Annotated in this window: 20 protein-coding genes and 2 tRNA genes; 11 read left to right on the top strand and 11 right to left on the bottom strand. The window is 54.2% G+C overall.

The window, feature by feature from the left end:
* Nucleotides 1–232: 232 nt before the first annotated feature.
* Entirely contained in the window at nucleotides 233–1,090 is an 858-nt protein-coding gene (locus SH287x_RS00995; protein WP_479516553.1) for a PilZ domain-containing protein, read from the bottom strand.
* Nucleotides 1,091–1,360: 270 nt separating this feature from the next.
* Here SH287x_RS00995 and SH287x_RS00990 point away from each other — a divergent pair, with 270 nt between their 5' ends.
* The gene (locus tag SH287x_RS00990; protein ID WP_479516551.1) at nucleotides 1,361–3,076 is read left to right on the top strand and encodes an ArnT family glycosyltransferase; all 1,716 of its coding nucleotides are present in this window, start codon (nucleotides 1,361–1,363) and stop codon (nucleotides 3,074–3,076) included.
* A gap of 271 nt (nucleotides 3,077–3,347) precedes the next feature.
* Here the strand turns inward: SH287x_RS00990 and SH287x_RS00985 are convergent, their stop codons facing one another.
* From SH287x_RS00985 to SH287x_RS00965, 5 genes are all read right to left on the bottom strand, one after another.
* The gene (locus SH287x_RS00985) at nucleotides 3,348–3,920 is read right to left on the bottom strand and encodes an REP-associated tyrosine transposase (protein WP_479516550.1); all 573 of its coding nucleotides are present in this window, start codon (nucleotides 3,918–3,920) and stop codon (nucleotides 3,348–3,350) included.
* A 41-nt stretch (nucleotides 3,921–3,961) separates the two neighbouring features.
* Entirely contained in the window at nucleotides 3,962–4,141 is a 180-nt protein-coding gene (locus SH287x_RS00980; protein ID WP_479516549.1) for a hypothetical protein, read from the bottom strand.
* 617 nt (nucleotides 4,142–4,758) lie between these two features.
* Nucleotides 4,759–6,069 (bottom strand): xylose isomerase, encoded by a 1,311-nt coding sequence (xylA, locus tag SH287x_RS00975; protein WP_479516548.1) that lies wholly within the window; start codon nucleotides 6,067–6,069, stop codon nucleotides 4,759–4,761.
* A gap of 220 nt (nucleotides 6,070–6,289) precedes the next feature.
* Complete coding sequence (locus tag SH287x_RS00970; protein ID WP_479516546.1) at nucleotides 6,290–6,769, bottom strand: carboxypeptidase-like regulatory domain-containing protein; 480 nt, start codon at nucleotides 6,767–6,769, stop codon at nucleotides 6,290–6,292.
* Nucleotides 6,770–6,894: 125 nt separating this feature from the next.
* Nucleotides 6,895–7,965, bottom strand: a complete 1,071-nt coding sequence (locus SH287x_RS00965; protein ID WP_479516545.1) for a DUF1559 domain-containing protein — start codon at nucleotides 7,963–7,965, stop codon at nucleotides 6,895–6,897.
* A 213-nt stretch (nucleotides 7,966–8,178) separates the two neighbouring features.
* Between SH287x_RS00965 and SH287x_RS00960 the strand changes: the two genes are divergently transcribed.
* Both SH287x_RS00960 and SH287x_RS00955 read left to right on the top strand, forming a co-directional pair.
* Nucleotides 8,179–8,943 carry a sigma-70 family RNA polymerase sigma factor gene (locus SH287x_RS00960; RefSeq protein WP_479516544.1) on the top strand — a complete coding sequence of 255 codons (765 nt, stop codon included), beginning with the start codon at nucleotides 8,179–8,181 and terminating at the stop codon, nucleotides 8,941–8,943.
* Nucleotides 8,936–10,198, top strand: a complete 1,263-nt coding sequence (locus tag SH287x_RS00955; RefSeq protein WP_479516543.1) for an anti-sigma factor — start codon at nucleotides 8,936–8,938, stop codon at nucleotides 10,196–10,198. The genes SH287x_RS00960 and SH287x_RS00955 overlap by 8 nt, the downstream gene beginning before the upstream one ends.
* A gap of 96 nt (nucleotides 10,199–10,294) precedes the next feature.
* Here SH287x_RS00955 and SH287x_RS00950 read toward each other — a convergent pair whose 3' ends face one another.
* Entirely contained in the window at nucleotides 10,295–12,079 is a 1,785-nt protein-coding gene (locus SH287x_RS00950) for a hypothetical protein (protein ID WP_479516542.1), read from the bottom strand.
* 625 nt (nucleotides 12,080–12,704) lie between these two features.
* Between SH287x_RS00950 and SH287x_RS00945 the strand changes: the two genes are divergently transcribed.
* The 5 genes from SH287x_RS00945 to SH287x_RS00925 all read left to right on the top strand — a co-directional run bounded on the left by SH287x_RS00945 (nucleotide 12,705) and on the right by SH287x_RS00925 (nucleotide 20,033).
* Nucleotides 12,705–13,577 carry a hypothetical protein gene (locus tag SH287x_RS00945; protein ID WP_479516541.1) on the top strand — a complete coding sequence of 291 codons (873 nt, stop codon included), beginning with the start codon at nucleotides 12,705–12,707 and terminating at the stop codon, nucleotides 13,575–13,577.
* A gap of 242 nt (nucleotides 13,578–13,819) precedes the next feature.
* Nucleotides 13,820–14,314 carry a universal stress protein gene (locus SH287x_RS00940; protein WP_479516540.1) on the top strand — a complete coding sequence of 165 codons (495 nt, stop codon included), beginning with the start codon at nucleotides 13,820–13,822 and terminating at the stop codon, nucleotides 14,312–14,314.
* Between the two features lie 391 nt (nucleotides 14,315–14,705).
* Nucleotides 14,706–17,321 (top strand): hypothetical protein, encoded by a 2,616-nt coding sequence (locus SH287x_RS00935; protein WP_479516538.1) that lies wholly within the window; start codon nucleotides 14,706–14,708, stop codon nucleotides 17,319–17,321.
* Nucleotides 17,322–17,336: 15 nt separating this feature from the next.
* On the top strand, nucleotides 17,337–17,759 hold the full coding sequence (locus tag SH287x_RS00930) for a hypothetical protein (protein WP_479516537.1): 423 nt from the start codon (nucleotides 17,337–17,339) through the stop codon (nucleotides 17,757–17,759).
* Nucleotides 17,760–17,924: 165 nt separating this feature from the next.
* Nucleotides 17,925–20,033 carry a thioredoxin domain-containing protein gene (locus SH287x_RS00925; protein WP_479516536.1) on the top strand — a complete coding sequence of 703 codons (2,109 nt, stop codon included), beginning with the start codon at nucleotides 17,925–17,927 and terminating at the stop codon, nucleotides 20,031–20,033.
* Nucleotides 20,034–20,666: 633 nt separating this feature from the next.
* Here SH287x_RS00925 and SH287x_RS00920 read toward each other — a convergent pair.
* Complete coding sequence (locus tag SH287x_RS00920; protein WP_479516535.1) at nucleotides 20,667–22,094, bottom strand: IS1380 family transposase; 1,428 nt, start codon at nucleotides 22,092–22,094, stop codon at nucleotides 20,667–20,669.
* A 604-nt stretch (nucleotides 22,095–22,698) separates the two neighbouring features.
* On the opposite strand from SH287x_RS00920, the gene SH287x_RS00915 reads away from it, so the two are divergent.
* Nucleotides 22,699–22,785 (top strand) — tRNA-Ser (locus SH287x_RS00915).
* A 716-nt stretch (nucleotides 22,786–23,501) separates the two neighbouring features.
* Here the strand turns inward: SH287x_RS00915 and SH287x_RS00910 are convergent.
* Nucleotides 23,502–23,588: transfer RNA gene (locus tag SH287x_RS00910), tRNA-Ser, on the bottom strand.
* A gap of 80 nt (nucleotides 23,589–23,668) precedes the next feature.
* Nucleotides 23,669–23,911, bottom strand: a complete 243-nt coding sequence (locus SH287x_RS00905; RefSeq protein WP_479516534.1) for a hypothetical protein — start codon at nucleotides 23,909–23,911, stop codon at nucleotides 23,669–23,671.
* Nucleotides 23,912–24,605: 694 nt separating this feature from the next.
* On the opposite strand from SH287x_RS00905, the gene SH287x_RS00900 reads away from it, so the two are divergent.
* Nucleotides 24,606–24,914, top strand: a complete 309-nt coding sequence (locus SH287x_RS00900; protein ID WP_479516533.1) for a branched-chain amino acid aminotransferase — start codon at nucleotides 24,606–24,608, stop codon at nucleotides 24,912–24,914.
* A gap of 285 nt (nucleotides 24,915–25,199) precedes the next feature.
* On the opposite strand, the gene SH287x_RS00895 is transcribed toward SH287x_RS00900, so the two are convergent.
* On the bottom strand, nucleotides 25,200–25,298 hold the full coding sequence (locus SH287x_RS00895) for a 50S ribosomal protein bL37 (protein ID WP_479516532.1): 99 nt from the start codon (nucleotides 25,296–25,298) through the stop codon (nucleotides 25,200–25,202).
* 565 nt (nucleotides 25,299–25,863) lie between these two features.
* Here SH287x_RS00895 and SH287x_RS00890 point away from each other — a divergent pair.
* A complete protein-coding gene (locus SH287x_RS00890; RefSeq protein ID WP_479516531.1) occupies nucleotides 25,864–26,847 on the top strand; it encodes a hypothetical protein in 984 nt (327 codons plus the stop codon).
* The last annotated feature ends 124 nt before the right edge of the window (nucleotides 26,848–26,971 follow it).

Genomic DNA, 26,971 nt, shown 5'->3' with positions numbered 1-26,971 from the left:
TCTGCAGCCACCTTCTCACTCAATCGATGAAGGATTTGAGCGCTTTCGGATAGCCTCTCAGATTCTGTTGTAGAAAGTGCTTCTACATAATCTGTGATCAGTTTCCAAGATCGAGATTGCTTGGTAAGCAAGGGGAATGATTGACATGGCATGCTCTCGGCCCGCAGTTCCCTGAAAATGCGACCGCTGGCCTCGAAGCCTGTCTCTCAGTCGGTCAAGGGCCATTGCTGGGTTACATGAGGCAAGTCAATGTCGCATCATCGTGGCTCATCAGTTCATCAAATGATAATGACCAGTTGGCCCGCATTTCTTCTGGCGGAGATGTCGACCAGGTCGAATCACGCGAGTCGTGCATCGACCAGGGATCTTTGGCTGCCCAGGTCAGTCTTTCCAGTTGGCTGGCTGAAAGGGGGGATAAAAAGCGACAAACCACTTTATGAATCCCTTGACCGAGTTCGATGATCCGCACCACCGTCACAGCGGCGTCGATGTAACCCATCGTTGCCTGAACCGCCAGCATCCGAATCAGCAGTCGCTCGCCAGGAAGCCATTTGGCAGGAACCGCGATGGCACACCCACTGAAGCTGATATCCAGAACATCTCCCTGCTCACTACGATGAGTCATGAGTTCATCAATCACCTGCGGTAAGGGAAGCCGCTCTTTATTGACGCGAATCACGGAAGCCTTAATCGCCAGGTTCATCCGCCAATCCAGCCGACGATCCTCAGATTGACCAATTGAGCCTGCTTCAGAATCAGGCGCAAATGTCTGGTGGAAATCCTGTTCACCGGATGGCGAACTCAACTCCTCTCCTGATCCCGCAGACCGGGGCAGGTCATGATCTGATTGAATGAGTTCATCAAGTTGATGGGCTGCTTGCGGCGAAATCAATGTTTCGCGTCGCTCTTGATCGGCCGCCTGCGCCATGAACATGTCGAGCGTCATCGATGATGCCGGACAGGCTTCAACATCTTGCCATGTCACGGGTAGAAAGATGGTGTGTTCGATATCTGACAGCCGGGCTAATGAACGTGTCACCCGTGAACCAGAGTTTTGAGACCGCAAGACTGGCGATGTGAATGGAGACATGGTGACCTCGGGAACTGCGTCTGTAACACGGCGTTTTAACAACGGAACACGTTGATGGAAATCTACGTCCGATCCACGGTCGGTCAAACTCGTTCAGCGGGGTGTTCACCTCAGCTTTCAAAATAGAGAGTTTGCGCTCTTGGCGAAAAACCAGAAAGCTTTGCTGAACAGGCGGTGTTTTCGTTATAAACGGTTCAATTGAAGCTGTTCTTCCAAGGGTTTAGTGCCCTCCGTACTCTGTTTGCCGCCTTTTGTTCGCAAGGATGCGTTATGGCCACTGGTCAGATTCCTCTGGAATTGGAAGTCTCTCCCTGGGCATTTCTCACAGCCCGGCGAACCCCCTGGTGGCTGGAGACGGAGTGCTGGGTTCTGGCGTTGATCGCTATGACCATGCTGTGGTTGGCTCCCATTGAGGCGCCACTTTCAATGTCGGAAGCGACGGTTGGCCGAGCGGCTCAAGAAATGTTGCTGACCGGTGAATGGATTGTTCCCCGGTGCCAGATGGTGCCTGTTCCTCAGATTGCTCCGCTGCAAGTCTGGCTGATTGCCATGGTGGCGACGATCTCCGGGGAGGTAGATCGCTGGGCGATTCGACTTCCCACATTGCTGGCTTACTGGCTGACTGCGCAGTTGCTGTATGCCTACTGCCGTCAATTCATTGGGACGGTCGGAAGCCTGGGGGCCGGGCTGATGTTTCTCACAACATTAGGAGTCCAGATTCAGGGAGGCGTTAGTTCAGCGCTTCCGATCACGGCATTCTTTCTGGCCGTTGCGCTGCTGGTCTGGCATGTCGCCTGGATTCAAGACTGGCCGGATCTGATTCAGTGGGTGCTGCCTTATCTGGCATTGACGTTAGCCATCCTTTCAAGTGGTCTGTTTGCGGCTGTGATCTTTTGTGGCAGTGTCGGTTGCTATCTGTTCCTGCGTCGCAAAGAAGAATATGCCATCACGCTGGGGCACCTGGCAGGATGTTTGTTATGCCTGGGGCTGGTCGGTTCCTGGGCGCTGACTTATTCCGTCGTGACAGGAATGAATCCGTGGTGGGCGGCATCCACAAATCCTCTCAGCCAGGCAAACCCGTTATGGGCACTGGTTGAACATCTGGTGACGTTTCCTGTGATCGTCGCTGTGACGATGCTCATGCCCTGGGGATTGCTCCTGCTGGTCTATCTGTTCGATCACTTCCGCCGGCATTTGGGTGAGGCACGCTCTGCCGTGCAGTTTGTGAGCGTCTGCCTTTTTCTGCCGGGCATGTTGATGTGGGTTGACCCTCGCAGCACCCCATCGGCGGCATTATTGCTGCTGCCGGGGATCAGCATTCTGGCTGCGATTGTTGTCCAGCGTTCGGTCGAGGCCTATCCCACCAGCGACTGGCAATTTGTCTGGCCCACGTTTCTCCAGTGGACAGTCACCGTGACGGCTGCGGGGATTCTTTTAGCCTGCCTGGCCAAGATCCTGCTTCCAGAACGCAGCACTTCGCTGCCGTGGGATGTGCTGGGGTGGTCACTTTTGTCGCTGGGGGGGCTGGCTATCATTGTGGGACGATCAATGGGCAGGCATCCCCGGCAAGGATTGTGGGCCATGGGAGCCGTCGCTTTATTGATCACCTTGACGATTGCACCACCCATTCGCGCGGTGCTCGTGCCACCGTTGAAAATGACTGCCAAGCCGTTCGTGCCTCCACGGCCGCTGGCTGGGCAAATGCCAGAAATCAGCCTGGGGGCCATTCGTGCCGATGTGCTTCTGGCCCTTGATCAATCGCTCCCCCGACAGCCATGGCCGTTGGAAAACGAAACACTCGACGTCCGACACAACCTGTTTTGCTTTATGGAAGTTGACCATCAATCCCGCCGACTGCCATTCTCCTGGAAGCTGATTTCCCGCCAAGAAATCGCCCCCACCCCCGAGTTTCCCTATAAACAATGGTTTGTCATGGGGCAGCGCAGCGAAAAAGGTCGAACAATCTCAACAGCCCCACAACCTTAATTAACCCTCGCCCGCGCAGGCGGGAGAGGGTGGCACGCAGTGCCGGGTGAGGGATTTTCCAATGGGCGTTCTCTATAGAGCAACGTGCCTGGGTGGCCTAATGATTTGGAGTATCTACGAATCGTTTTCTAGCTACGGCTCGCCCTCACCCAACCTCTCCCATCGGAATGCATAGGTCTCTACACATCTTTAGGCGGTGTTGAGGAATGGGAGGGCTTGGGCGACAGGGTGGCGGGGGCGCACCGCACAGCGGAAGCCCCCGAATCCGCAGCTATTTGCGGATCGGGTTAAACCATTCACGGGGCAGCGGGTCGGGCGGCAGATCATTGGGTGTCTGTCTTTGATACCAGCCTGCGGATGACCACTTCCAATCGCCCGGCTGGGCTGTCAGCTGCTTCCGCACGGGATTGAGATGAATGTAGTCGATCATCCGACTCAGCGTCTCGGTTTCCGTGACGTTGCGATCATAACCTCCACCGCGCTGCCAAAAGTGGTACTCCGTCCGGCGACCCCTGGTCTGGGAAAGTCGGTCGAGGTAGCTGGGAGCCTGACTCCGAAGAAATGCCAAAGCCCGGCGGGACACAGGCAATTTGATTTCGCGAAGAATCCAGGCCACGGAATAGTCCGGGGACGGCGACCAGATCATTAAATGAACATGATCGGGCATGAAGACGTAGGCCCACACCTGAAAGCCCAGGGATTTTCGGGCTTGTCCAATGGCTTGCGACAGCCACTGGCAAGTTCGCTCGCGTGACAGCAATGGAAGTCGATGGTGGCAACTGAACGTCAATTCGTGAGCGTGACCAGGGAGGTTCCATTCTCGACGATGTGGATGATGAGGCATCGGAAACCCCCGAAAAGATTTCGAAGGCCGCACTTCAGAGCCTATCCGATCGTCACTGACCAGTCTTTTAGGGCCACAAACTCACGATCGCGTGCGACCATTCCGGGGGCTTCCGCTACGCGGTGCGCCCCCGCCACCCCGCCGAAAAATAGGCCAGCCCCCATGGGCCACCCCGCGTCCCGTACCAACGAGCCGGAAGCGTCAGCGACGGACACTCGCATTAATGATCTCGCAGTCGGGAGCATTGGTCTCTACACATCTCTGAGTCAAGATTGAACTCGAAAAAACATCCTCTGAAAAAGTAGAAAAACGTCCTCAAAGAGATCGTTAGATTCACAGAATAGGCAAAGCAGGATAGCTGGGTTTCAGGTGATGTCCCTCTACGCTTCGGGTTTTATCCTATTATTTTGGATTTTTTGAGATGTGTAGAGACCAATGCATCGGAATGGGAGAGGAGTCAATCAATTAACCCCAAAGAGAACCACCATCCTGGCGGCGTAAGACCCATTCGCGGATGAACAACTGGCCTTCATACGCCGCCACAAACCCCGCAAGGGGAACCCTCACCCGCGCAGGCGGGAGAGGGTGGCACGCAGTGCCGGGTGAGGGTTTTCCTGTGGGCATTCTCTGTAGAGCAACGTGCCTGGGCATCTATTCGTATAGCAAAGTAATGATCGCTATTTTAGCTACGGCTCACCCGCACTCAACCTCTCTCGCATCAGAACGAGAAAGGAGTAAATCAATCAACCCCAACGAGAACCACCACCCTGGCGGCGTAAGACCCAATCGTGAATGAACGACTGGCCCTCATACGCCGCCACAAACCCCGGCAGGGGTTTTACAGGTAGTCGTTGATAATGTTCTCAAGGAGTTCCTGCCGGCCCGATTGATTTGGTGCGGAGGCCTTTCCTTCGAGGACATACTTTTCGAGATCGGCAAAGCTGGCTTTATCGCTTTCGATGGTGGAGCCAATGCCGGCATCCCAGGTGGAGTATCGCTTTTTGACGAAGTCTTTCAGCACACCATCCTGGCGAATGGCGGCTGCGATTTTTGCCCCGCGGGCAAAGGCATCCATCCCGCCAATATGGGCGTAGAAAAGATCGACAGGTTCAAAGCTCTCACGGCGGACCTTGGCATCGAAGTTGATCCCTCCTGGAGCCAATCCTTTCTGCTCCAGAATGACCAGCATGCACTGCGTTGTCAGATAGATATCGGTGGGAAACTGATCGGTGTCCCAGCCGAGAAGGAGATCACCGGTGTTGGCGTCGATGCTGCCCAAAGCATTCTGCATGGAGGCATAGGCCAGTTCGTGCATCATGGTGTGACCAGCCAGTGTGGCATGGTTGGTCTCGATGTTCATTTTCACGTAGTCGGTGAGGCCGTACGCACGGCAGAAGTTGAGACAGGCCGCCACGTCAAAATCGTACTGATGCTTGGTTGGCTCTTTGGGTTTGGGTTCAAAGAGGAACTGGCCGGTAAAGCCAATCGACTTGGCATGTTCAACAGCCAGGTGCATGAATTTGGCAAGGTGATCCAGTTCCCGCTTCATGTCGGTGTTATAGAGGTTTTGATATCCCTCACGGCCACCCCAGAAGACATAGTTTTCGCCGCCTAATTCTTTTGTGACTTCAATGGCCTTTTTGACCTGAGCACAGGCATAGGCAAAAACATCGGCGTTCGGGCTGGTGGCGGCACCATGCATGTAGCGGGGATGTGAGAACAGATTTGCCGTTCCCCAGAGGAGCTTAATGCCCGTTTCGCCCTGTTTTTCTTTGAGCCGTGCGACAACGGCATCGAGATTTTTGTTGGATTCGGCGAGTGTGGCTCCTTCGGGGGCGACATCGCGATCGTGGAAACAATAGAACGGGGCGCCGAGCTTATCAATAAATTCAAACGCGACATCGACACGCTTGATCGCGTTCGCGACGGAGTCCGTCCCATCATCCCAGGGCTTCTGACTGGTGGCTCCGCCAAAAGGATCGCTGCCCGTCCCGCGGAATGTGTGCCAATAAGCCACTGCATACCGGAGCAGAGCTTTCATGCTCTGTCCTTCAACCTGCTCATCAGGGTTGTAATGTTTGAATGCGAGCGGATTCTTGGACTTTGGGCCTTCGTAAGCAATCTTGGGAACTTCAGGGAAGTATGACATGAGCGTGGCTTCTCGGGGATAAACGACAGATCAGCGCAGGCAGCCATTTCCACCCGCCGCGCGAAGTTTACCACCGAGCGAGCCACAACAACAGATTCATGATCACTGATGAGAGTTTTCGTGGGTTATTTGATTTTTTTCACAGCGCGGCTCAGGTCATTTTGAAGCTTGCCGGCAGTAGGGCTGAATAACGGCATTAACCCGTGGAGCCGGAAACCTGTTATTTTGTCAGTTGGAAAACTAAGGCCTCGGTTCCGTCATCGGGAATGTTTGCAGTCAGCCCGGACTTTTCGGGGAAGCCATAGATTATCGGAATAAGGGAGACGACCATCACGGAACTGTCGTCGGAAGCAGATGATTCGTCATTTGTTCCGGAAATGGTTTCTTCCGGCTTTCCACTGGGCGGGCCAGTTTTGGAGACAGTGACACGATATTCGCCAGGAACCACACCCATTTGAGGGGGAAAGGTGCTGAGTTCAAACTTTCCTTCGGCGTTGGTGACTGCGGATGCACCAATTCCTCCCGTTGCCACAGGATGAAAGACAACAATTGCTCCGCTGAGTGGCTGACCTTCAAAGACCACCCGGCCGTTGGCGATGACTGTTTGCGGGCGATTGGCTGTCCAGCGATCGCCCTGCTGGAAGCAGCCAGAGAATGTCAGCAGGAAAAGCATGAGCACAAGAGGTGTTGAGCGAAACATTTCTTATCAGGTTCCAGCACAAGGCTCTGAAGGCATGATCCATGAGAAGTGGCCAAACCCTGCCATTACAAAATGGCAGGGCTGGCTGGTTGTTCCTGGAAATATGTGGTCTGGCATTGACTGCTTTAGAACTCAGCGATGACTTCGCCGCCACTTCGTGTCCCCAAAGCTCCCCACACGCCGTACGGGCTAGCCGAAGTCGTGGAGATTGCCGGCAGCGGAGCGGCCTGATTGCCGGCATCAATATTATCACTAATGAAGCGAACGGCTCCGTCAGCCATCAGTGCATGAATACCCCCGGCATGCCGGCTCTCTGCACTATAAAGGCCATCGCAGTGACCAGCACCACCACCATTGCTGAGACAGCTTCCAGCGTTGGGCGGGGCGGCAGTTGAAAAAGCTGACCACCAGCCAGCGCCATCGGCCCAGCGGTACGATCGAGCCTGATCGCCGATCTTTCCGCCATCTGTGTAGGATTTTGTGGAAGCATTCCAGAGCGCACGGCAACTGGCAGGACTGGCAGTACCAGCAGCCAGAACGGTGTTGGCAATCGCACCGGGGCCGTTCACACGGTCAGCCGAGACCATCTCAGCCATCGCAATTGTATTGCTAGTTCCATCTGTCGCATCGCGGATGCCATAGCAGGTTAATGTTGCGAAGAGGCCGCGGTTTGGCAGTGTGACGGGATTGGGTGGCCGTGTGCAATTGGCGGCTGCATTCCCTGCGTGGGTATCGCCAGCGCAGAACATGTAGTTCTTTTTGCCGCGAGTATTGCCCGGATTATTCGGGTCGGCCATGCCGGAATCCGAAGGACATTGCAAAGCGGGAAGCATCTTCTTATACGGATCGTAGTTGTCGTAAGGTGGGGCGTTGAGCGTCACAATCTCACGATAGAGAGGGGTTTGCTCAATGTAAGGAAGCAGGAAAACGATCCCACTCAGGCGTGTGCGGTTACCACTGGCAATATTCAGCCCGCTTCCTGTTCCCCCCGCGAAAGGCGGAAACTTGCTGTGGATATCGTGGTAATTATGAAGAGCCAGCCCCAGTTGCTTGAGGTTATTCTTGCACTGCGTCCGCCGGGCGGCTTCGCGGGCTTGTTGAACTGCGGGCAAAAGCAGTGCAATCAGAATGGCGATAATCGCAATGACCACCAGCAGTTCGATCAAAGTGAATCCGGATTGACCACGCTTGGCCATAAAAAATCAGCTCCCAAAATGAGTTCGAGGTAAACTCAACGCGATAAACAGGCGTTCCGGTTCGGTGGGCAGAAAAATCGCTCACACCGATATAATGGCGCCTATCGTTAAAAGACACATACGCAACAGAGGTGTTCAGATGCGTTGTGGGCACTGCGCCCGCTTCTTATATCGCGGAGGCATCGGGTCTGTTACGCCGAAAATCACGACCTCATGGAAACTTCACAATACAGTTCTAAAATGGTCTTTGATCACGTTCATCAACAGCTGAAAAACGGGAAACTGATTTTGGCCATGATGTCAAACGAGAACTCTCCGGGGAGAATCACTTTAATGGAAAAGGATGCCGAACAGCCAGACGCTGTGGTTGCGCCCGGATCGTCTCCCGCGTTTTCTCCGGCAACGAATTCTCCGGCAACGGGTCAGCCACGCCTTGTTCGGGAATTGTCGCGTGAGAATTCGCGTGAACTGTTTGCCATTAATTGGGCAAAAGCCCAGCCTTCCTTGACCGCTTTTCTGATTGCCTCCACCCCCCAGTTCTCTGATGCCGAAGACCTGCTGCAGGAAGTTGCTGCGGAAATTGCTCAACGCTTTGATGAGTACGATCTGGCCCGGCCATTTCTCCCTTGGGCGCTCTGGGTGGCCAAAATTAAAATCGCAGATTTTTATCGGGCCAAAGAACGTCGACCGGTCAAATTTATTGGTGATTCCATTGAGTCACTTTCGGAAGCCTGTGATCGCGTGCAGTCGATTGTCTCTGAAGAAAAATGGGCTTTGGAAAAGTGCCTTACCAATTTGCCGGGAAGATCGCGGAGCCTGCTGCAACTGCGTTATTTTGAAGACTTGACAACCGAAGAGATTGGCGGAAAAGTCGGTATGACATCGGGCGCGGTGCGGATTGCTCTGACGCGCATTCGTTCGGCTCTTATTACTTGCGTGCGTACGAATCTGAAAGAGGCCACGGGATTACATGGATGATGCCGAAGCCTTTGAATTGATCGATGCTCATCTTGACCGTCATGAACTCACTGACGAACAGTCCGATGCGCTCACGGCATGGATCAAAGCCGATCCTCAACATGCGGATGAGGCGTTCTATCGAATTTTTCTACATTCGTATCTTCGATTAAGACTGCAAGTCGGTCTGCCACCTACTGAAGATCTCGCACGAATTTCCAGCTCCCGATCCAGCGTTGCACTCCGACAACAGCTGGCCGTCACGGACAAAGAGATTTTCCCGCAAGACAATTCGTCAGCAGCCATCGATATCGCGGCAACACAAAACAAAGTGGGTGCCCCTGGTTATTCCATTTCATGGAAAATCGCGGGAGCATTTTTCGCTTTGGCATGCGGCATTGTTGTCTGCGTTGCCGGTGTTTATCGCGGGTTTGACTCCAGCAGTCTTTTTGGAAGACGCGTTGGAGAACTCTATGTCTATGAAGGTTTTGATTATCCTGCCACCATCATGCCTGTCTCTGAAGACGGGGCCCCCTCGTGGCCAACATCCGGCGGCATGCAAGGGCTTGACGGGGGATCAGGCTGGTCGGAACCCTGGCAGGAAACCAATTCCAAAGTCGCTGTAATTGTGGACTATTCCGATAAGGGCATTGCCTGGAATCCCAAGGATATGCGGAAATTTGGCCCGCTGGGATACACGGATACCGTTGGCAATGTTCTTAAATCCTCGGGCCATCTTCTGAGAACCGCAACGAAACCCCGGTCGATCACCATGCGTCATTTTGACGCCTTGCGATTCCCGGAAAAAATGCGGGACGACGATGGTATCGGGACGGATGGAACGATTATCTGGCTCAGTTTTCTGGCGCAATCATCCATCAGCACTGCTGATAATAACCGCTACTCCTATTTACTGATTGGCTCAAAAGCTGTTGCGGGGTTGCGCATTGGTAAGTTAGGAGCCTCGCCTTCCGGCAACTGGACTGCGGTGGCGCTTCAGACGGAAGCAGAAGTTAACTTGAAAACCAGTGCGATTCCTTCCGGCGAGATGGTTTTTCTGGTCACGCGAGTCATCTTCCGTCCCGGATCAGAAGAAGCGACGGTCTGGATCAATCCCCGGCTTGATAAGGAACCCTCTGCCGACGAAGCGGCTTTGAAACTGACAATTCCCGATTTTCGCTTTGACAGCATTTCTATCCATGCGAATCACTCCACGGACTTCGATGAAATCCGATTTGGAGACACTTTTGAAGCGATTGCTCCCATGGCCAATTAAGCCATGTTTTTGCCTCGGTCACTTTCTGTTGTGATCTCCGGCTTCATTTTTCTGGCTTTGTCTCTCTGGCCTGATCTCACAGCCGGTGATGCTGAATTACCACGCTGAGAAGAGGGGAGCATCTTCAAAATCCTGAGGCACTTCGTTCAACTCTTCCGACTCTCCCCGGTCACGAAAAATCTGGAGAATCCGGGCGCGGCTGATGTCGTCATATTCAGGCTCGGGATAATTTGTCCGACCATGTTCCAGGGAACGATTGATATCGAAGTCATGGATAATCACCCGGATGCCGGGAAGTCTATTGAAGTGACGTTCTTCCGCCCGTTGACGTCCTCCGTGCATGTCATAGAGTTCAAAGAGCACTCGCATGACTTTCACAAAGTGACGGAATGACAGCCCTTTTTCCAGATAAATAAGGTCGATATCCACCCCTTTGGTGATTGACCAGTAGTGATGCCGGGCCGAGTGAGAAATCGTTCGGTAAAATGGCCATGAGAGGATCTGGTCGAGAATCGTCCGTTCTTGCAGCAACTTTGATTCACGATCCCCATCAGAAGCCAACCCAAGAATAAACCAGTGTTGCAAGCCGATCACAACACCGGCAGGAGCCGTTCGGCGTTGGCGAACGACAGGCTTCAGCAGCTTTTCTAAACCGCGAAGAAACTCTCGCCGAGCGGCAATCTCACCTCTTCGGCGGATGCGAAAAGTTTCGTCATCTTCCACAAGTGGTCGCTGTGGAGGGATGTCGGAACCTTCGATCAGCGGCTGCTCTGCTTCCACTGGTTCACGTCGCAAGAGACGATTAAAAAACGCCTTCAAACGTGTCTGTGAAATTAAAGCGAGTCGTTGAAAAGTATAGGCTCCGGGAGCGTGTGCCGGGTTAGCGATTGTTGCCAGCCAGGCATAACGGGCATTGAAAGTCGCAATCATCAACGTTCCCAGACAGGCTGACCAACCGACGACTCGTTGCATGACCGTCAGCACCATGAGGTTTGAACTCACGGTTGTTCCTGTTCCTGCGAATAGCACGACCCCTGTGGCCAGGCCAATCGGGAATGTCCATTGAACCAGCATCAGCCAACGACCATCGATCGAGATGAGTCGCGTTCCGGACGATTGCCGCCGTGTCAGCAGCAGTCCTTCGCCACAGCAGGCGATGGAAGCCAGGACGATCAGATATCCAGCAAGCAGCAACATGACAGCATATTCGATCTGGCCCCAGATCGAAGCCATCAGGACAACCCCTACGGCTCCCCAAAGACTTGAAGCGATCATCCGATGGATGCGTGCTTCCTCGTCCAAGATTTGATAAGGATCGTTGGTCATCTTGCTGGCATGCTCGACCAGCAAATCATGCAGACTGGCATAGAAAAAGATGCCGTGCAGAAGGACAGCGAACATGGCCGTTAATAGTGTGAAACTCCAGATCGCCAGCCAGGGGAGGTAAAAATAATGTGTGGCCACGAGACGCAGTTGCGTTGCCGGAAAAAAAGTGGCGAATAGCCCTAACGTCAGGATGGGAAGTGTGAGGGCCGCAATTCCGCCCCAGATACCAGGCAATCCATAGGTGCGTATGGCCCGAGTCGAGCGGAAGTCCACCCCATAATGCTGAAAACTTTGCTTGAGCTGATGAGTTCCCAGAACAGCTCTGCGCTCCAGCCAGCTGAGAAACGCCAGTGGCTGACGCCGATGAACGGCCAGAGTCAGGCCACAACCGATGAAGAGAGCGAGCAATGAGGCCAGATCAAACCAGTCGGATGTTGTTTCTCGACCGAGCAGTTCAATCAGGATCAGCAGACAGATCCACAGGCCAATCGCTGAGTGGGCCACAGGGCTGGAGGATCTGACAAGCCGCCATGTTTTTAATAGCACTTGTGCCATAGTCTTGGGTGGTCACGGGATTTCACGTGGTCATTTTTTCAAATGACATGATGACTTCAGTTTAGACAGTTCAGGCTCTCTGGCAACTCGCTGATTGATCCCGATGCAGATGATCTGAGAAACGATCAAGGATCCAACAAGAAAAAAAGGATTAATACGAATCGCAACATGAAATGGCGCCTTGGAAATCATGAAGACGAGATCCTTCAACCGACGTTCCGGTTAATCCGGACAATGGTTACTGGTGTTGCAATCGGTCGGGGCGTTGAAATCAAGATGGCAGTCACCATCAGCCTATCCTGCCCTCCTTCCGGCATCTCCACGATCTCGGGCGTTGACCCTGGGGACTCCCTCCGTTTAGGCTAATGTAGGAGATTTGAGGGAGCGATCCTGGAAAATCTTGGGCAGATTGTATCGGCCATCCGTAATTTACCATGACAAGCGTGTGAGTCGTGCTTGTCCGGTGGAGACCCATGACCTGCTATCGTCTGTCGGGCTTAACCTGCCGATCAGTAAATAAGGCAGCGAATCAAGAATAACGGGGCACCGGTCAACGGTGTCAGCAGGCATTTTTTGTTTCGGACGGGAACTTGCAGGTTCATTCTGAAACTCACAAAGGCATCTCATGCATACGACTGGGAAAGTTCTCATCTGGCTGGTGGTTCTGGCGGCTGGTGCGGGAACTGTGTTGACCGCAAAGCTGATCCAGGTGCGGAACAGCCACACACGCAAGGCCGAGCGGTTCGACAGCGAATTTGCCAAGGTCTCGCCACAACTGGAGCAGGCGGAACAGGAAAAGCAAAACTTGCAGTCGGAAATGGCACGTGAACAGTTGAGCTGGGATCGCGTTTTTCCTTCAGTGACGACCGCCGTTATCAATGCCCAGCAGGGACGGTTGACGGTCGATCTTGGCCGTGCGAACAATCTGAAAGAAAAACAATGGCTGTATGGGTTTGAGATCACTCCCGATGGCCAGTCGATCTATCGGGGCGCCTTTGAAGTGGCTCAATTGAACGATAACCAGGCCGCGCTGGTGCCGACATTCCGTCTGCGACCGGAAGATATTGCCAGCCTGAAAAGCGGCACCTGGCGCTGGCGCACGTTGATTCCCTCCGCATACCCTGCCCGCCATGGCGACTTGCAAGTTCAACTTCTCAAAGGAGATGAGTTGCTGGTTGACCGTACGGGTAACGTCCGCCTGCAACAGCAGCTCCTTAAAGATGCAACAGCTCAGTTGACTCGACGGCGTGAAGAACTGGTGGGTGGTGCTTCACTTCCCACAGAGGAATTTCGCCCAACCGAAGAACGTGCCGGACTGGTGGCCGCTCTGCGGGAAGTCGAAGAACAACGCAACCAGCTTCTGATTGATGTCGATCAACTGCGCCATGAACTGCGAAATGTTTCTGGAGCGATTGGTGTCACTCAGGAAGAAAATCTGGCCCTGGCCACCAAGCTTCCCAAGTCAGCCAATGAAACAGCCCAGCGACCCCGTGAGTAATTGGCTTGGCCACCTGAAATGTCGTGCGCTGCAATCAGATGGCTGCTGGCAGAGGATTGCTGATTAGCGATGCCATCCCCCTTCCGAGCCATGCCTAACCCCGACGAAGAACATGCGACACATTTGCTGTAGCCGCAATCCGTGGAGTAGGATCGCAGGTTCGCTGTGCGGAACATCGCCTGACAGACTGGCTTGCCCCGCGATTTCGCTGACTCCTCTCCTGTGATTCAAAGGAAGATCCCTTGAAACTACTGCTTTGTGTGGACACATCAGGGTCGTCGGATAAAGCCATCTCGCTGGTGACAGAACTGGGCCTGGGAACATCAAAATCGGTTCAGGTGACTCTCTTTACGGTCTGTGAATTCCTTCCAGAACATGTCTTTGAACTGAGCGAAACAGCAGGTTTGCAGGCCAAAGACCTGGCCACCGCCTGGGCACACAAATCCAAGTCTGTGGGTGAGTGCTCTTTGGAGGCGGCCAAAGCCAAACTCGTTTCTCAGGGATTGCCAGAATCGGCGATCAGTTTGAAGCTGAACGTTGCAAACACGACTCCCGAATCGCGCCAGGTCGCGGCTGCTGCGGGCATCATCAGTGAGATGAACGACGGGGGCTATGATCTGGTGGTGCTGGGCCGCCGTGGAGCAAAGCATGTTGCCGATAGTCTCGTCGGTAGCGTGGCCGAAAAGGTGCTTCGCGCGGCGGCAGGCAAAAGTGTTCTGCTCGTTGACTGCGTTTGACTCGTTGATTGATTTTATGGGGGGCGAGACCGCAGACATGGCTTGGCCCACATGTATGGCTTGGCCTGCACCTATGGCTCGGCCCCCAGGGAAATTCAGCATCGCCCTGTCATCGGCTTTCATGACTTACGCCTCGCTTTTGCTGGACAAAAAAGCGTAGACTCAAATGATGCACTGGCGGGTGATTCACTGGCCATGGGGGCCTTGTATCAGCGGTTCCTTTTCTGCGCCCATCCGGACACCCTTCTGTTCCACGGTTTCGTTTCATTGTTCCAATGCCAGTCCCGAATTCCTCGGAGGCTGCGAGAGAAATCTTTGGGACTTTGGTGCAAGAACCCTGCTTTCTTAAATGACAACTGACGACATTGAAGGCCTTTGAAAGACGTTCATCATGGAGTTCGCGGTCTGTCCCAGTTGTAAACAATCGGTTCTGGACGACGACGCCGTCGACTGCCCTTTCTGTGGCGCTCCGATGAAAGGGGGGCCGCGGCCTCCGGGAAGTCCAGCAGCCAAACCCGTTGCAACCAATCCAGCGGCTACGAAGCCATCTGCTGGCAAACCTGTGTCGACGGGAGCCACTACTGCCGCCAAACCCGGCGCCAGATCTGGAGTCAAGCCTGCGGCCAATCAGGGGGATCACGACGATCTTCCCTTTGAGAAAGAAGCCGCCGCAGCCACCACACCTGCGGTTGCCGCACCGACGAAGCAGCGTTCGTTCCGGATCGTTTGCCCAATGTGCGAAACGGTCGGCTATATCCCGCCCAAGGCCGCTGGCACACGGGTGAAATGCGCTAATCCGAAATGTATGGTGCCGACGTTTGATGCTCCGCCACTTCCGCCACCAGAACCTGAGCATCCGCCAGAACCTCCTCGTAAGCCGAACTATATTTTGCTGGGCGGTATCACGGCTGCCATTTGTCTTGTCGGAGGAGGCGTCGCGTTTTTTGTTGCATCGCTGCCTGCTCCACAGACCATTGGGATTCAGCAAATGAGTCCTGAGGAGGCCGCTCGCATTCTGGGTGAGGTCACGCCACCAGCACCGGTTTTACCGACGCCTGATTCCACCACCCCCACCCCTGCGACGAATGGTGACGGCAAAGCGGCCTCGGCGGCGGCCGTGACCAACCTGGCTAAAGAGTTGCCCGTCCTGATTGAAAAGGCCGTGCTGATTCGCGGAAAGCAGAATCGTAACCTGCCTTTTTCCCGCCAGCTTGCTGCCGAAGCGTATGCCGTGATGGGGAATATCCCCAAAGCACAGGAACATCTGGCGGCGTTTGATCGTGTCGGGCAGAACGTCCCGTTCTATAAAATTGCCATCTTGACTGAACTGGCATGGGCACAGCTTCGTGAACAGGATGTGGCTGGGGCCAAAACGTCGGCGTCCACGGCTTATGACCTTGTTGATAAATTGCCGACTAATGGCCGTACGCGACTGCTGATTGCAGCGCGGTTGGGGAGTCTATTAATCGCATTGGGTGACTCTGATCGAGCCACCCAATTAGCGAATAACTATTCGACACGGTGGAAGGCGGGGCTGATTGATCCTCATCAGGAAGCCGAACGGCTGGAGCGTCTGGATGGCCAAGTGGCCGCGATCTTGCAACCTCCTTTAGATCGTCTTGAAGTGACGGTGGAATCGATTGATGTTGCTCGCCCCGGTTATGCCTGGACTGAGCCACAAGCAGCGGCCATGGTGCAATCAGCGGCTGGACGAGGGTTTCAGGATCAAGCCATGGCTTGGGCCGGTCAACTCACGGGACGTCGGCAAGTTGAAGTGCTCGGGGAACTGGCGGCGTTTGAAGGTTCTCGAATGTCATCTTCGGGAACAGGAGAAATGTTATCGGCACGTGTTGGTGCCATTATGAAAGCGTCTGCCGCGAAACTGTCACCATCAGGGCGGGCTTACATCCATGCTCGTGCGGCCAATGGAGCCGTTGGCAGTTCCTCGGAAGCGGCTCGTCAGATGGCAGATGCGGCAGCCGCACGCCTGGCTGAGATTCCAGCGCCCACTCCTTTGGTTTGGCCGCAATCTGCGGGATTGATGACGCCTGAGCTGCCTGATGTCGGGCCGTTGGAGGAGCAGTTTTCGGCCTGGAGCGAACTGGCATTGGCTCGTTACCGATTGGGTGATACGGCCGGTGCCGATGCCGCTCTGAAGAGTGCGTTGGTCGTGACTTCGGCTTTGGGGCCGGCTTTGGCTCATGTCGATAAAGTTCTGGAGCAACTGAACGCGCAGGACGTCTCGGCCATTCGTAATCGGTTGAAAGACGAACTGGGGATCCGCTCAGAAGATGCAGCCCGGCAAGCCTTCTCCAGCTATCGCCGGGGGGTGCTCAACTATCGGGAACTGGCTGCAATTCGCACTGATATCGAAAATGCCATGTTTGAGCGGCTTGTCGACGCCAATGCTCAGGCGTTGGTCTGGAAGCAGCTGGAACAGATGGGAACTCAGGCGGAGAGTGTGCAGAAGCAGGTTCCGACTCGAGCCTCATCAAATCTGTACTCCCACCTGGCAACCGCTTTTCAGCTGAGTGGTGATCAGGCTGCTCAGCAAGCTGTGACAGAATGGTATCTGTCATTCACGGGAGCCTCCTCTCTGGCACCTTCCGTCACACTTCAGGCGAAAAGTCGTTTTGCCGCTGGTGAAACAGCCGCTGCGGCTCGTCATTTGAAAGAGGCTTCGGCGCCTTACCGGGCATTATTGACGGCCGTTTTTGCGGGAGGTATTCGCGATGCCTCATCAATCGATCGGGCCATCGCATTTCTCTCTCAAACAGAAGATGTCAGCATTCGCGAAGAAGCGGCTGTCTATGCAGGCCATCGGGCGAATGTTCTTGGAGGAGCAGCCAAAATTTTGACGCACTTGCAATCATTGACGCAGGCGATTGAACGGTTGGCCTGGATTCGCGGGCTGGCCATGCCCTTACCTGTCGAGACACCTGCAAAAGATAAAACCGCTTCTGTGACGAATACGAATCATTCACCTGGTGTGAATCCTGCCGACTGAGGGATGCGGCCAACAATGCCTCAATTCGCGTTATTGAAGCATGACTGGCCTGCCCCGCATGCTGATCTTCTGCTTGAAATCCCCGGATTACTCGACAATCAGGGGCAAGGGTTATGCTGGACATGGCGGGTCTCACTGGATTTCCCGACATGTGCCCGCTCCCGTGCGACACCGTTGGCCAATCATCGCGCCCACTACCTGGCTTATGAGGGGGCCGTGACTCCTGCGCCTGATGGTTCACCCCGCGGCGAAGTGCAACTCATTGATCGGGGCCACTATCTGCTGCGAACTCCGCTTGAAATCGTTGCCAGCGAGTCTCCTCCTTCCAGGCTCCTGATGCGGTTGGAAGGAGCACGATTCTGTGGAATGATGACTTTACAGTCACTTCAAGCCACTGGAGATTGGCACGCAGAATTTCTGGCGGAATCCTCTCCGTGAAATCGCAACACGAGATCGTTGTCTCACTTGATCTGGGTACCTTTCGTGCATGCTCGGGACTAGACTGCAGTGTGGCCGGGAGTGGCCGAAGCCCGCTGCGCGACTGATTCGCAGCGACACATCACCAGCAGAACGACATCCACGGATTCAAGGCGTCGAATCGATATGGAACTGAAGAATCGACTCTCGACAGAAACCAGCCTCTATCTGAAGCAGCATGCTGGTAATCCCGTTGCCTGGCAGCCCTGGGATGAAACGGCATTGAGTGCCGCGCGGGAACTGGATCGCCCTATTTTCCTGTCAATCGGTTATAGCGCCTGTCACTGGTGTCATGTGATGGAGCACGAGAGCTTTGAGAATCCACGCATTGCCGAGCTTCTGAATCAATGGTTTGTGAGCATTAAAGTTGATCGGGAAGAACGCCCGGATCTCGATCAGATCTATATGGCTGCTGTCGTGGAAATGACGGAGCAGGGGGGATGGCCGATGTCGGTCTTTCTGACACCAGATGGCCAACCCTTCTTTGGGGGGACATATTTTCCTCCTGCGGGTCGATATGGTCGACCGGGATTCGCAGAAGTTCTTGCAGCGATTCACGAAGCCTGGGAAAACCGGCGTGACGTGATTGCCGAGCGGGCCAGTCATCTCACCAGCAAAATTCAGGAACGCTGTGCGCAGATCGTGGGGAAGTCGCCGCTCAGTGAAGACTTGCTGGATCGGGCAGGCCGGACGCTGGTGAGAACATGCGATGAGCGCCATGGCGGGTTTGGGCATGCTCCCAAGTTTCCGCATGCCATGGATCTTCGCCTGGCGCTCAGGTTGGCCCATCGATTTGATACGACCGAAACCGCTGATGTCGCCCGAATCAGCCTGCTGGCGATGGCTCAAGGGGGGATTCATGACCATCTGGGAGGTGGCTTTGCACGCTATTCGACGGATGAAAAATGGCTGGTTCCTCATTTTGAAAAGATGCTCTATGACAACGCGTTGCTCTTAAACGCTTATCTCGACGGATGGCAGCACTTCCAGCTGGAAGTTTTCAAGCGAACCGCACAATCGCTGGTGGATTATGTGTTACGGGAAATGCAGGTGCCGGCTGATCAGTTAAGTGGCGGATTCTGTGCCGCGCAGGATGCGGACAGTGAGGGTGAGGAAGGTCGGTTCTTTGTCTGGACACAGGCGGAAATCCAGCAGGTGCTGACGACGGCCGGGTGTTGCGAATCTGATGTCGCTCTGTTTGAGCGAGCCTACAATGTCACTCCCGACGGAAACTGGGAAGGACATACCATCCTGAATTTGCCCATTTCACTGGCGACATTGGCCAGAGAATTTGGCTGGAGCGAAACCACGCTCGAGGAAAAGCTCGCACCGCTAAGGCAACATCTTTTTGCGCATCGTGCCCAGCGAATTGCCCCCGGCCGCGATGAAAAGCTGATTGTTGCCTGGAACGGATTGATGATTTCGGCACTTGCCCGTGCAGGAGTTGTCCTGAACGATTCGCGTGCTCTCCAGGCGGCGCAGCAGGCGGCGCAAGTGATTCTTGAACAGGCGAACGATAGCGAATTCGGCTTGCCACACTCCATTCAAGAGGGGAAAGCCCGGCAAGGGGGCTATCTCGATGACTATGGCTGCTTCATTGAAGCGTTAACGGATTTATTCCTGGCCGACGCTGATCCCGTGTGGCTGACCCATGCCAGGACGCTCATCACGGGCCTGATCAGTCGGTTTCATGATGATGAGCATGGCGGTTTTCTGTATGTCAGTTGCCATGCCGAGAAACTCATCAGTGAAAGTCGCGACTTTCAGGATAATGTGACGCCGTCGGGGAACTCTGCGGTGGCGAATGCTCTGCTCAAGTACAGCCGCCTGACGGGCGAAACAGCGATGGAAGCCATCGCGGAAGAGGTTCTTCTGGCCAGTTCTGGTCTCATGGCTCATTCGTCGATGGCCACACCCCATGGGTTGGCGGCTCTCGATCTGTGGCTCGGGCCAACTTATGAATGCGTTTATGTTCCTGCTGAGAGCGAGGGCAGCCCGGCCGATCACGAAGCGATCATGTCGACCGTCCGCACGCTCTATTTGCCGCAGGTCCTTTTCGTTCAAAGTCATGCCGGGTTGGCAGGCACATTGGCAGATGGCCTGGTGGCTGGCCGATGGAATTCGCGCGAACGTCCCGCCCTCTACGTTTGTGAAAAGGGGATGTGTCATCAACCGATTGTGGGGGCCAGTCAGATCATTCAGCGCTTGCGAGAACTCTCTCGAGCACTCGATTGATCCGCATAATACGCATTCCCATTTGAAATAGCGTTCTACGTGCCATGCTTGCGGCTCTGTGCTGTCTTTTATACATAAATTTCTTATTCCCTTGAGCAAGCGGCACGGCATTGACACCATCAAGGGGTGATGACCAGATCAACCCACGGGAGTTCCGGCCTGGGGGAAAAACCTGCTCATCGAAATGACTCCTTTGCGTTCTTCGCGCCTTTGCGGTGAGTCAAAGAATTTTTACCGCGAAGAAAAGAAGAGCGCGAAGGAATTCGGAAGAGATCGAAGGGAGACGAACGGTATGGGGCGGGAGCCTGCTCTGTGACTTTTGGACAGTATCAACCCCATGAATTCCCTCGGCTGTGTGCCAGATGTTGAGGTAACGGCCGCAAGGTGCTATCCCGGATATCTCACCAGGGCGTGGGGGTGGTGTTTTTTTGCTGGTTGGTAATCGGTTGGAGGGCTGGTGGGGGCCGATCGTTGGGGATTTCGTGATCGCGGAGCGGAATTGCAACGGATTTCCGGCGGGTTCATGGTTTTTTTCTCTGCTCAGCGCAGAACTTCTCCCCGCTCTTCGCTGTCGAAACAGGTCTTCGACCGAAGAGGACTTGGCAAACTCCCGATTTCTGAGCCATAGGCTGGTTACACTCGCAGAGGTGTCCGTTCCTGACGCCGGAGGTTGCCAAGGATCTCTCGGAACAGCGCCTGATACGGATACGCCTGCGACAACGACAGCACCACCCGTCGCACACTCACGCTGATGCGTCCACCGATCTTGAGCAGCCTGGCCCGAATCGTGTTGACCTGAGCTGTCGCCAGCGACGTGCCTTTCAGGCCGAACTCCTTGAGCGCTTTATGCAGCACATACGCCATGGTCGAGAACAGCACCCGCAACTGATTACTGCGCATGGCGTGGGTACTCGTGCGGTCGGCGAACAGGAACAACTGCTGTTCTTTAATCCGGTTCTCCATCTCGCCGCGAGCACAATACAGATCCTCGTATAGCGGCCGGGCAGCCATGCGTCTTTCCGGCAGACTCGTCACCACGAACCGGGGGTTGCTCCCTTTCGATAAGTGCTCAGCCTTGCCCACCACCCGGCGGGCCTGCGACCAGCTTTTCCGGGTGCGATACTCAAAGTCTTTGAACACCCGGGAAGAGGCCTGAGTCTGCTCGAACAGAGCTTGCGCCTCGTGCAATTCTTTCCCGATGATGTTCAGCAATCTCTTGTTCTTGGCCAGGCCGAAGACATAATCCACGCGGTTTTGTTCACACCAGTGCAGGATCGCTTCGCGACAGAAGCCGCTGTCTCCACGCACAATGATCCGCACCTGAGGCCAGGCAGCACGCAGCTTGGGAACGATCTTCGCCAAGGCCTCCACGGTGCCCGCACAGGCGTCGATATTCGAGGGTTTGAGTAAGGCCAGGAGCGGCCAGCCATCACAAAAACAGGACAGCGGCAGGTAGCAATAATTCTGGTAGTACCCGTGAAAGAACTTGCCAAGCTGATCGCCGTGAATGGGGTTGTCTGTGGCGTCGAAGTCGAGAATCAGTTCTGGCGGTACGCACAGTTTGGCCTTCATCCGAATGAAGATATCGACCAGCGTTTCCTGCAACTGGTCGATGCTGGCGACAATCTTCTTGTAGCGACTTTTCGCACTGGCTCCGGGCGGTGTGAGTTCCAGCCGGTTGAGCGTGCTCTTGCCCGCCAGCGGCTTGCCGTGATCTTGTGGATGGAGGCGATTGTGGCCAGTGATATCCTTTCGTCCACAGAGCAGCGCCAGGAGAGGATCATGGCGAAGTTGTTCGTGATCGTTGAGGTCTTCATACCCCAAAGCCAGCCCCATCACCCGCTGGAGCAGGAGTTCTTCCACGGTGAATTCAATGAGTTCTTCATCGCGATGATCGGTGAAACACCCGGCCAACTGGCGGACGATGCCGAACCGCTCTTCGACTTCGCGGAGTAAGAGCCCCCCGGCATCGGAAGTGATCTTCCCGCCGTCAAAATCAGCGACCACTTCCCGGCGATCGTGGTGCTGAAAGAGCAGCTGCTGCGTGTTACACTCTGTCATGACGAGACGTCCTTGTGCTGGCGTGGTGAGTTGTGTGGTAACAACACTTTACGCAAATCCAGGCGTCTCGTTTATGCTGCGCTGTGAGAAATCCGGGTTAGATCTTGGGTAGCAATAGAAAAGCCTTGCCAGCAAGTAGCAATCCGTTTCAACCGTATAGAAATCAGCCTCTCCTCTTCACTGCTGTCTTTCTGTCAGCCGTCCAGCGTGGCCTTCGGGTTCGCTGGACGGCTGCGTGTGTTTTCCGTTGTCTGCATGAGATGACCAACCGGCCACGCAAGTCGGCGCTCCAGGAAATTCCTCGAGGCAACTGAAGCAGATCTCACTGACCAGTGTTCGGCGAGCAGTTCCCGTGAGAAAATTGTCAAGAATGGCATGAAGTTTGAGGTCGTGCGATCAATTCCGTGCGAGCTTGCCCACGCTGGGAGCGCGAACTCAGTCAACACTGAGAGTGCGAACTCGGCTAATAAGGGGAATGCGAACTTGGCCAACAGAGTGAGTGTCTTTTGGTCAATTCAAGGCGTCAAAACTTGACAGTTGAAGCCTCATGCCGTAAACCCTGCATTACGCACTGCGAAAGCACGGCCCTGTCAGGGGGCAACCCGGAGAGATGGCAGAGCGGTTTAATGCACCGGTCTTGAAAACCGGCATACCCGCAAGGGTATCCAGGGTTCGAATCCCTGTCTCTCCGCTTGATATTGCGTTCATGTGGCAGTCGCGTTGTTTTTGTCCGTAGATCTTGCGGCGGGTATCATCGAAGCTCGCCAAGTCGATTCAACGCTCAATTTGGAGAGACCATCGGGAATTCTCCAAGCAATCGGTGCTGAAAAACACAAGGTCGCGTTGCCAAGGCTGGTGAGGGGCAGATTTCATGGCATTGGTAAAGACCATTGAGCCAAGCCAGAAGGATCGCACTACGGCTAACAGACCGACCCGTTGTCTGTGTATTGTCAAAGCTTAAAAGCGAGGTTTGAACAGGTAGTCAAGTCCGACGTCGGAGGACGTGACTACGCATGAACCCCCAAGACAAAGCCGTGGCACGGCACTCGACGCATATAGCGATATGTACACGTAATTTCCGCACAGCGCCTCATTTCAGAGTGCTCAGAAGCAAAGCGATAAGCATGCTTAAGCAAGAGAAGAGTGCGGGGGTCGGAGCGAAATACTCAAGCTCGTCACGCGGCCAGGATGAATGCTGATTACCGAAAGCCTCAATCAGCAAATGGCTCCAGGTGCAATCACCCTGGCGTTCAATTCCCCGGGGTTCAACATTCCCTACAAATGCCGAAGAAATCTTTGAACTTCTCTCGACCTGTGAAACTATCGGCGTTCAGATCGCCATCCCTCTTTTTCTGATAAGGGAGAGCCAATCAAGGGTCTTAATATTAGACCCATCTTGAAAACAAACGGAGAGGGAGGGATTCGAACCCTCGGTACCCTTTCGAGTACACAGCATTTCCAGTGCTGCACAATCGACCGCTCTGCCACCTCTCCGGGGCGAATGGCAAATGCCACTCATTCGCTAAATTTCACACGCGAAGAGCCTACTCGCAGTGAAACTCTTGTCCGTGCGATTACTCTGAAGCTTCGGCGCCAGCCTTACGGGCGGCCACAACTTCATTGTTCTTTTCAATCGCAGCAACAGCATTGAGCCGGCGAGAAATCTTCAGGCAATTCGCGGATAGCTCTCGGTACGCTGGGTACTTGGAGAACTTGGCCTTCTCAACACCTGACTGCTCAAGCACGGAAGCACGATCAGCCAGAGCTTTACGGGCGGTGACCAGTTGACGCTCCAGAACTGCACGACTCAGAGGCATGAAAACACCTTTCGGAAACCATCGCACTGACAGCGATATGAGAGCACTCCTGAGAGCGCTTGACTTATTCTCAAATTGAGCAGGAACTCCACAGTTTCGCAGATTGGCGTCTGACCTTCAACTCCACCGGGTATCCAGAAATGCGGCTCTGAACGAAATCTCGCGAATCTCTCTTGTGATTCAACGCAACTGTCGTGTTTTTCGCCGCAAACTCTTCATCGGATCAACTCGCCATCTCTTTGCCGGCCACTTGATCACTGTGGTAAGCGCCATGTGGTGGATTCCCACCGCACGATGCACCCAGGAACCCTTTGTGGTGATTTCTCACCAATTCCGTGTTGCCAGAACCCCACAGAGAAACCACACGAGGTAGCTCATCGCAAAGCATTACACAGCATTGCGATACAACGTTTTTTCTTCAAAACCCATGTTTAATGCGGTGATTTTACGCATCATTCATGCAAGCTGGGGAATCGCAAACCACCACTACGATTATTTACGTTAAACTGCTTGCCAGAAATGAGTTACAAGATGTAATCACGCTTGCCTGGGCCGAAGCATGGATTTCCACACCACGAATGGCATTCAACCTGCTTTACATTTTGTCATCGCAAACGCAGCCCACAACAACGGTTGCTCAGCATCAGATTAACGCCACACAGTTTAGCATTTAGTGAAAAGAAAGATCTCGATCATGACCAACCTCTTCAACGCTCTCCTTAATGACGAAGCCGGTTTCATTGTTTCTGCCGAACTGGTGCTGATCTCCACCATCGGCGTGCTCTCGATGATCGTCGGACTCTCTGAAGTGGCCCTCAATATCAACAACGAACTCGAAGATGTCGGAGCCGCCTTCGGCAACATCAATCAGTCTTATAAAGTGGGCGGAGTGGACGGCCACATGGGTGGCACCTACGGCTCCAAATACAAAGACAGCCAGGACTTCTGCGACAACTACTGCAACATCGTCCCCAACGGCGACTTCTCAGGCGAACGCCCATAAGCTTGCCCGCTGATCACCCGTGATTTGAATGAACGCCTGCTGCGAGATGTTTTCCACACCTAAAACAGAACAGCCCGTCGAGACGGCAATCTCGACGGGCTGTTCTGTTTTTTCAGACGGATTCGTTCAGACAAGCCGTGAGCGTGCTGTCTCATCAGGCGGGTTGATAAGCGAGATGCCTATCAACAGGAAAACCCGACCACCAGAAACTGAGGCCGGGTGCGCTGTCGGTTGATTTCAATGACTTGGTACAGCAGCTTGCGTAACTGCTATAGCACCAATGCGTTACGTACGAACCTTGGCTCGCTTGGCTTTACGGGCCTTGGAACTGGCTGGGCGTGTGCCATGGTTGGCGGGCTTGATTTTGCGGGTATTCTTGGCCATGGCTCGGCTCGCTTTGATTCAATGTGCTGAGTAAATGGACTCGCGAGAATACAGGAACCTTTGATGATCTGTCATCAGGACGGGTTCTGAACTCTCGCAGGAAACAGTGAGTGTAGTCGCCATTGGAACGGTTGCCAAGCGAATCGAGTGAGACGCCGGCACCTCATTTTTCATAAATCTTCCTTCGCTCACGAGAACAAAGGGAGAAGTATGGGCCACGCCACAAGAGAGAGGGTCACGGAATAAGGATTCTTCCTGATTTTCCTGTGGTATTTCCTTTTGACGCAAGCCCCGTCCCTTCTTGGCGTTAATCTTCTCCAGCCGGTATGATTCTGGAGTCGGCCCATCACTCAACTTTTCGCGCTGATCAGTTCTCTGTCTGGTCAATCGTTTTTTCTCACATTCAATGAATTCTTCAGTGTTCATCAATGGAATTCCCGAAACTGCCTCATGCTGGGGCCGCTGAAGACGGTAGAAAGTCATTCTTATGAAAGGCCCCGCAGGACGGATACAGACCGATTGCCGGCGACTTTGGAAATGCCCCGCATGCGGAGCAGAACGGCGCTTGTCAGGTGAGATCACCTCAACTCGCTGCAAATGCACCGGGACATCCAGCGGACAAGCGAACTCCAACTCTCCCTGGATGGTCTTGCAAGAGCCAAAACTGCGAGTGCTGCGGCCCATTGTCACGTTCGATCCTCATGCGCCGCGTGGCCCTCAATTCACTGAAGACGCTGACCCCCACCGGATTTCACAACCTGGCGTCGTGCAACCACGCACCGTTCCCAAGGGACATAAAACGCCGTTCAAACGTCCAGAAGAAAACGGCAGTAACGAACGATCTGATCAAGAAGAAGCCATCTCCCCTGTCACGAATTCGATACCTGCAATCACTGTTTCCGAAGAGACAGTGCCACAGACGTTGGCAGTTCCTCCCGAACAGAAACAGTACGCCGAACAGAAACAGCGCGAAGCGTCAAGATCCTCTCGCGGGGATCGCGGTCAGGCCGGTCATCAGCCAGCCTTGAACAAACACTCCGGTCAAGAAAAGAGAGATTCCAGAACATCGGCCCGCGAACGACTGTCAACGGCCCCCGACAAACCCCAGCAGCACGAAGACAGCCGTCGAAGGTCTCCTCATCATCCAAATAATCCAAGAACAAAAGCGGCTTTCAACGAAAGTTCCACAGCCGAAATTCTTGAGCCGGGACAAAGAACTTCTGCAGCGACCGAAGCACAACCGGCACTCCCTCCGGACGTACCGGTTTTCGTGCCTCGACTTGCAGAAGGAAATACACCCCGTGGATCATCCAGGCCATCCGCTCCGAAAAATCAAAAGGAGGAGATGACCAGAGGTGGAAATGACGATGACTTCGCCGCTGGGCTGGATATCCCGGTTGACGATTCGCCTGCCAGCCAGACGCACCACCGCGAGAAGCCATGGACTGCGCCTGTTCAACAAGAACGTCCCCGGTTATCGCAGCAGCGAAGCGAGAAACCAACTCCCTCGACTCAGGACGAAAGTTTTGGTGAAGGACTTCTTTCCTGAACTCCTGAGCTGTTTCTTCAAACATAAAAAACGCGTCGCCAGTTGAAGTTCTTGGCAGTCATGGATGTTTCGGGTGATCAAGGGAGACTGGTCGGAATGCCTTTCAGAACCGATCCATCAGATG

It is taken from the genome of Planctopirus sp. SH287 (assembly GCF_056500625.1).
This window is presented reverse-complemented; position numbering and strand designations above follow the sequence as displayed.